The organism is Vicinamibacteria bacterium, assembly GCA_035620555.1.
In the GTDB taxonomy this organism is placed as follows: domain Bacteria; phylum Acidobacteriota; class Vicinamibacteria; order Marinacidobacterales; family SMYC01; genus DASPGQ01.
Genome location: DASPGQ010000435.1, coordinates 1 through 6,270 on the forward strand (window position 1 = coordinate 1; position 6,270 = coordinate 6,270).

General features: G+C 61.7%; 5 protein-coding genes. 1 reads left to right on the forward strand and 4 read right to left on the reverse strand.

Going from position 1 to position 6,270, the window contains the following annotated elements; translation table 11 throughout:
• The 4 genes from VEK15_17680 to VEK15_17695 form a co-directional block, all read right to left on the reverse strand.
• Positions 1–1,785 (reverse strand): sulfatase-like hydrolase/transferase (locus VEK15_17680; GenBank protein HXV62534.1); only part of this gene is annotated, 1,785 nt, incomplete at its 3' end.
• 46 nt (positions 1,786–1,831) lie between these two features.
• Positions 1,832–2,362 (reverse strand): putative metal-dependent hydrolase, encoded by a 531-nt coding sequence (locus VEK15_17685; protein ID HXV62535.1) that lies wholly within the window; start codon positions 2,360–2,362, stop codon positions 1,832–1,834.
• Positions 2,363–2,492: 130 nt separating this feature from the next.
• Entirely contained in the window at positions 2,493–3,671 is a 1,179-nt protein-coding gene (locus VEK15_17690; protein ID HXV62536.1) for an aminotransferase class I/II-fold pyridoxal phosphate-dependent enzyme, read from the reverse strand.
• A 49-nt stretch (positions 3,672–3,720) separates the two neighbouring features.
• A complete protein-coding gene (locus VEK15_17695) occupies positions 3,721–4,914 on the reverse strand; it encodes an aminotransferase class I/II-fold pyridoxal phosphate-dependent enzyme (protein HXV62537.1) in 1,194 nt (397 codons plus the stop codon).
• Between the two features lie 297 nt (positions 4,915–5,211).
• Between VEK15_17695 and VEK15_17700 the strand changes: the two genes are divergently transcribed.
• The coding region (locus VEK15_17700; protein HXV62538.1) for a GWxTD domain-containing protein at positions 5,212–6,270 on the forward strand (1,059 nt) is incomplete at its 3' end.

Below are 6,270 nucleotides of genomic sequence, written 5' to 3' on the forward strand. Positions count from 1 at the left end.
AAATCTTCCCGAATCGATGAAGATTCGCGCCAGCAGGAAGGATCCGGGAGGGTTGCCCGGCTCGAGCTCCAGCATCCGGGAAAGGGTGATCTCCGCGTCTTGCCTGCGGCCCATCTCGAGCTGGACACTGGCAAGTCCTAGAATCGCTGGTGCGTAGTCAGGACCCCTCGACAACGCCTCTCGGTAGGCCGTTTCCGCAGCCCGCAAGTCCCCGCGACGGGCGAGATAACCCGCGAGCATATTCCGAGCTTCAACGACTCCCGGATCCTCCTCCAAGACAGAATCGAGGAAGGTGATCGCGTCGTCCAGCCTCCCCGCATCGGCGGCCGTCGCCGCTCCTCGGATGCGATTGAACAGATCGATTTTGTCCTTGGGATCCGACGCGGAGCTCGAGTCGACCGAGCGAAAGGAACCGGCCCCGACGTAGCCGAGGGCCGTGAGCCTGGAAGCCGTCTCGGGATCGAGCGTCGCCGATGTAGACGACGTCGTGTCGAATCCGCCCATCTCGGACTCCAGGTTTCGCAGCTTTTCCCGGTAGCTCTGGACCGCGTCCGCGCGAGCCGACCCCAGGTTGGTTTGCTGAGTCGGATCGGCGCGGAGGTCGTAGAGCTCGGGACGAGGCGCGTCGACGAAAAGGAACTCCTCGTCCCGGAGCGAACGGAGCGGGCTCCAACCGTAGTGGCTGGGGAAGAGGGACTCTCCATACGCATGCGGGGTGTCGCTCGGGGGGCGGCCCAGCGCGAGTTCTACCAGACTCTGTCCCTGGACTCCCTGAGGCGTTTCGAGACCCACGAGATCGAGGACCGTCGGCATGAGGTCGATCGTTCGTACCAGAGAGGACACGCGGCGCGATTGGAGCGCTCGATAGGGGGTTCGTACCACGAGGGGAACGCGCATCGTGGCGTCGTAGACGAAAAAGCCATGCGTGAGCTCGCCGTGTTCGCCGAGGCTTTCACCGTGATCGCCGACGAAGGCTATCAGCGTAGACTCACCGAGCTCGTTGGTGTCCACCCACTCGAGGAGCTCGCCCACCAGGCTGTCGACATAGGCCACTTCGCCGTCATAGGGATTTTCGTATCGCGAACGGAAAGGGTCGGGTGCGTCGTAGGGCATGTGGGGGTCGAAGAGGTGAATCCAGGAGAAAAATGCCCGTTCCTTTACCGAGTCCATCCACCGGAAGGCGTCGGCGAGCACGGTGTCGCCCCGCCTCTGAGCGTCGCTTCCGCCGAGGTTGTGCGAGCCTGCCGTATCGATATCGTCGTCGTATTGATCGAAGCCTTGGTCCAGGCCCCAGCGGGAGCTGAGGACGAACGCGCCGATGAACGCTCCGGTCGCGTAGCCTTCGGAACGGAGGACTTCGGCGAGGGTCGTTCGGTCTGAGCTCAGGGCGGCGCCGCCGTTGTCACGCACGCCGTGGGCCGGCGGGTAGGTCCCGGTGAAAATCGATGCATGCGAAGGGAGGGTGACGGGAGCAGCGGTCACCGCCTGCTCGAAGACGATGCCCTCGCTTCCGATTCGATCGATGTGCGGCGTTTCGACCGCGGTATTTCCGTAGGCGCCCAGCTTGTCGGCGCGCAGGGTATCGGCCGTGACGATGATGACGTTGAGCTTTCGGGGAGTGATCTCCGCGGGGTGGAGAACCATAACGACGATGGCAGCGACGACGAGCGGGGGAACGAGCCAAAGGAGGCGAAGACGTCGTCTAGTGACCGGAGGAAGCTCCGGTGCTCTCGTCTCCGCAATCGGCTTTGCAGGTGACTTCTTGTTTTTGCGTCGGCGCGCCATCGCTGTACGCTAGCACACCGCCGGGTTCCACCGACGATCTGAGGGGTTAATCCCAGCCTTGACGCTCGCGGAGCGCGGTGATGTGTGCCACATGATGACGTCCGTGCCAGGCGTACAGAGCGATGTTCTGGTCGACGGTAATCGCGCCGAGCTCGGGATGGCGGAATCGCCGCTCGTACCGTTCGGGCGTCAGCGATCGCAAGAAGTAGACCCACCGCTCGTGCAGGGATTCGAGGAGATCGAGCGACACGGCGATGGGCGCTTCCCTCGCGTCGCTCAGATCGGCCCACAGCGCTTCGTCGTAAACTTTGATGGTGGGCTCGTTCTCTGTAATGGCGAGCTTGAAGCGGACGTAGCTGTTCAGGTGGCTGTCAGGCAAGTGGTGCACGACCTGGCGAACCGTCCATCCGCCCGGGCGATACGGGGTGGCCAACTGATTTTCGTCGAGTCCAGCGACCGCGGCCCTCAGTTTGTTTGGAGTTTCCGCGATGCAATCGATGAACGACTCGCGCTCGTCGTCGCGGATCGTCTCGGGGAAGCGAAACGGGCCGATGGGATAACGGAGGTCAGCGCTCATGGCCGCATTCTCACACCGCCATCGCGCGTTTGTCCAATGTTTGAAGGCATTCTGGCATCCGTGTATTCGGTCGGCTAAAAGGAAAAGGCCGCCGCTCGAGAGCGGCGGCCTGGATGCGTTTTCGAGAAATCTAGGCGGCCTGGGCCTTCGACGCGGCCAGAGCACGGTCGAAAACTTCCACCGCCCTCTTCATCTCCTCCATGGTGCCGATCGAGATGCGGCAGTGCGTCCACAACGGCGGGAACGGTCGGCCGACCCGCACCCCCTCTTTGCGGCATGCCTCCTGGAAATCCTCGACGGGCTGCTGGACGTCGACGAAGACGAAATTCGTCTGCGCGTCCGTTGCCTGGTAACCGCGGTCCGCGAACCACTTGATGGTGAAGCTTCGCGCCTCGTCGTTCCGTTTGCGCTCGTTAGGAAGGTAGCTCGTTTCGGTCGCATCCCTCTCGATGGCCGCAATGGCTCCGGCGTAGCTCACGCTGGACACGGAGTTGCCCATGTGGAACTCGGAGAGCTTCTCGATCGTCTTCTCGTGTGCGATCGCGTAGCCGATGCGGAGTCCCGCCATCCCGTAGGCCTTCGAGAAGGTGCGGGCGACGATGAGGCGCGGCTCGGTAACCGCCATCGGAATCAAGGTCTCGTGCCCCGGCGTCGTCACGTAATCGATGTAGGCTTCATCCACGAGGATCCGCAGTTCTTTGTTGGCCTTGAGAGCTCGAGGGATGAACTCCTTGGTGTCGGCGGGATTGACCAGCGACGCGACGGGGTTGTTCGGGTTGCAGTAGAACAGCATGCCCGAGCCTTTGCAGGCGTACATCGTCTTGTCGAGATCCATCCGGTAGTCGGCGGTGAGCGGAACCGCCTTGGTGCGGTTGCCGATCAGGGCCGCATAGCCGAAGCATTCCTCGTAAGTCGGGAGAGAGCCTACGAGCGCCTTCTCTTTCGACGTGTAGCTGTGCGTCGCGTCGACGAGGATCTGCGTCGAGCCGGCGCCCACGAGGACGTTCTCCGGCTTCACGCTCCATTTCTTCGCGATGGCCTCGTGGAGAGGGCCCTCGTAGGAGAATGGATACCGCCCGGGTTTGGTGCCGTTCGGTCCGAGCGAATCCTCGATGGCTCGGAGCACCGCCGTGCCGGGTCCCATCGGGTTCTCGTTGTTCGCCAGGTTGATCACCTGGTCGAGGGGTAGACCCGTGCTGGCGGCGAAAGCGATGGCTTCCTGCCTGCGGGTGCTGACAAGCGTTGCCGCATAAGCGCCGGCAGCGCCGACACCGAGCGTCTTCACGAAATCGCGTCGCGACAGCGACATGGCATCCTCCTGATAGTGTGAATTCCCGTTTTTCTCCATCGCTCCAACCTCAGCTCCGGTCGGACCCCGCGTCGGTGGTGGAAATCCCCAGCACCTGGGCGAAAATCTCGGTGGCTTGCTTCATCTCGTCGAGCGTGCCGATCGAGATGCGCGCGTGGGTCTTTTCGTAGGGGGGAAAGTCCCGGCCCACGTGGACGTTGAACTTGGCACAGGCCTCACGGAACTCCTTAGCCGGCCGATTGATCTCGACGAAGATGAAGTTGGTCTGGCTGTCGGTCGCAGAGAAACCGTGTTTGGCGAAGAAGTCGAGAGTGTACTGTCGCGCCTCGGTATTCCGCGCGACTTCCTTCTCGATGTACCCAGGGTCGTCGAGTGAGGCGCAGGCGGCGGCCAGGCCCAGCACGTTGGTTCCGAAAGTCAGCTTGTAGGCGCGTAGCTTGGCCATCGCCTCCGCTCCGCCGACGGCGTAACCGAGGCGCAGACCGGCCATGCCATAAGCTTTCGAGAACGTCCTGCCGATGAAGACGTTCCGGTACTTGAGGGCGAGCGCCGCGGAAGTCTCATAGCGCGGATTCGTCACATAGTCGTGGTAGGCCTCGTCGATGAGGATGTAGGTGTATGGAGATTCCTTGGCCACGAAGCGAACGAACTCCTCGACGTCCCCTCTGACGTGGACCGTCCCCGTGGGGTTGTTGGGATTGCAGAAGAAAACAAGCCCCGCTCCCAGTGCGGCTCCGGCCAACTTCTCGAGATCGATTCCGAGATCGCCGGCGTTCGGCACCTGCTTGACCGGAGTCCCGAAGAACTCGGCCGTTCGAACCGGGTTCTCGTAGGAGCATTCGGCCGTCACCATCGGACGATCCGGTCCGGTGAAGGCCCGCACCGCGTTGCGCAGGATTTCGGACGAGCCCGGGGCGACGACGACGTTCTCCACTCGAGCTTCGTACATCTTCGCGATGCGCTCTCTCGCATCGGTGTCGGTGATGCGAGCATTCATCGGATAACGATTCGAGTCGTCGAAATGATCGCGGATCGCCTGGATCGCCGTGGGACCCGGTCCCATCGGGTTCTCGTTGCTGCTGATCCGAATCTCGTCGACGTCCGCCGGTGGGACGATTGCCGACGTCAGGACGCCGAGCTCCCCGACGAGCGCTTCTCGACCCCGGGCGGTGATGACTGCGGGAGCGGGGCCGCCGGCTCCCGAACCCACTGTGCGCAAAAACGCACGGCGCGTAAGCGTCATGAGATCCTCCTTCGTACTGACTCAGAAAATCGTGTGCTAGGGCCGTCTTCGAGGTGTGGGAAATCAGATCGGTGAAATATATCAGAGGTTCTGGCGTGCTGCATCCAGCTTCCTTAGCTCAAGAGCACCACTAAGTTACACCCCCTAGAGGTCCAACGCAAGGGCCAAAATGTCCCGATACAAGTGTAGGTCTTGCAGGTGTCTGCGTATACGGCTAACCTAGGCACGGCGGTCCAAGCCCTTCCGGCGGAAGAGGAATCCGCTTGGATGCTCGCGGTTTGTCGAGGTGACGCTTCGATGATGACGAGATTCACCTACACTTTGGTAGCCCTGGCGTTGTTCGCCCGAGTGGCGGGGGCGGACGAGCGTCTCGACCGTCTGTCGGACGACCATCGAGCCTGGCTCGAGGAGGAAGTCGTCTACATCATCACTCCCGAGGAACGAGAGGTATTTCTCAATCTCGGGACGGTGGAAGAGCGGAACCTGTTCCTCGAGGCCTTCTGGCAGAGACGCGATCCCAACCCCGCGACACTCGAGAACGAAGCCATGGTGGAGCACTATCGCAGGCTCGAGTATGCGACTCGAATGCTCGGCCGCGACGCGCCCCGGCCGGGATGGAAGACCGACCGCGGCCGTTACTACATCATTCTCGGCGAGCCTGCCGAGATTCAGCGTTACGACGGTTCCAACGAGGTCGTCAGTGCAGAGCTGTGGCTCTACAACGGGGACACTCGCTACCGGCTCCCGGCTCGTTTCAACCTGCTCTTCTTCAAAGACAACGACGTCGGTGAATACGAGCTCTACCATCCCTACTCGCACGGCCCCGAGAGGCTGCTTCACGACGGTTTCAGTCTGAGGACGAACCAGAACATCGCCGTCGACATCCTCGAGACCATATCGGTCGATCTCGCGCGGGCTTCGCTGACGATCGACCTAAGCGAGCCGACGGCGCAGATGTTCTCGGGACGCAACACGCGCGACCCCATGCTCTTGCAAGTTCGGCCTTCGATGGCGGTCGATAGCAATCTCGCCGATATCGTCGAGTACCCACGCAGGAAAGTAAACACCGACTACCTCGACGGCTATTTGAAGTACGGCAATCGCGTAACCGCGGATTATTCGTTCCATTACATCAACTCTCGGGCCGTGTTCGCCGTTCTCGTCGGGCCGGAGAACACCTCTTTCATCCATTACAGCATCGAGATCGATCCCGAGAATTTGAGCCTGGAGATGAACGACGATGAGACCGCGTACTACACCACCCTTCAGGTGAGTCTCGAGCTCCGAAATACCGAGGGTCAGCTGCTCGCCATCAGTGAAAACCAGCCGTTTCTGCAATTGACGGCGAGCCAGTTC

Bases quoted from the DNA above. Each gene is read 5' to 3' on its own strand.
- VEK15_17685 (HXV62535.1), bottom strand. From the start codon at position 2,362: ATGAGCGCTGACCTCCGTTATCCCATCGGCCCGTTTCGCTTCCCCGAG.
- VEK15_17690 (HXV62536.1), bottom strand. From the start codon at position 3,671: ATGTCGCTGTCGCGACGCGATTTCGTGAAGACGCTCGGTGTCGGCGCT.
- VEK15_17695 (HXV62537.1), bottom strand. From the start codon at position 4,914: ATGACGCTTACGCGCCGTGCGTTTTTGCGCACAGTGGGTTCGGGAGCC.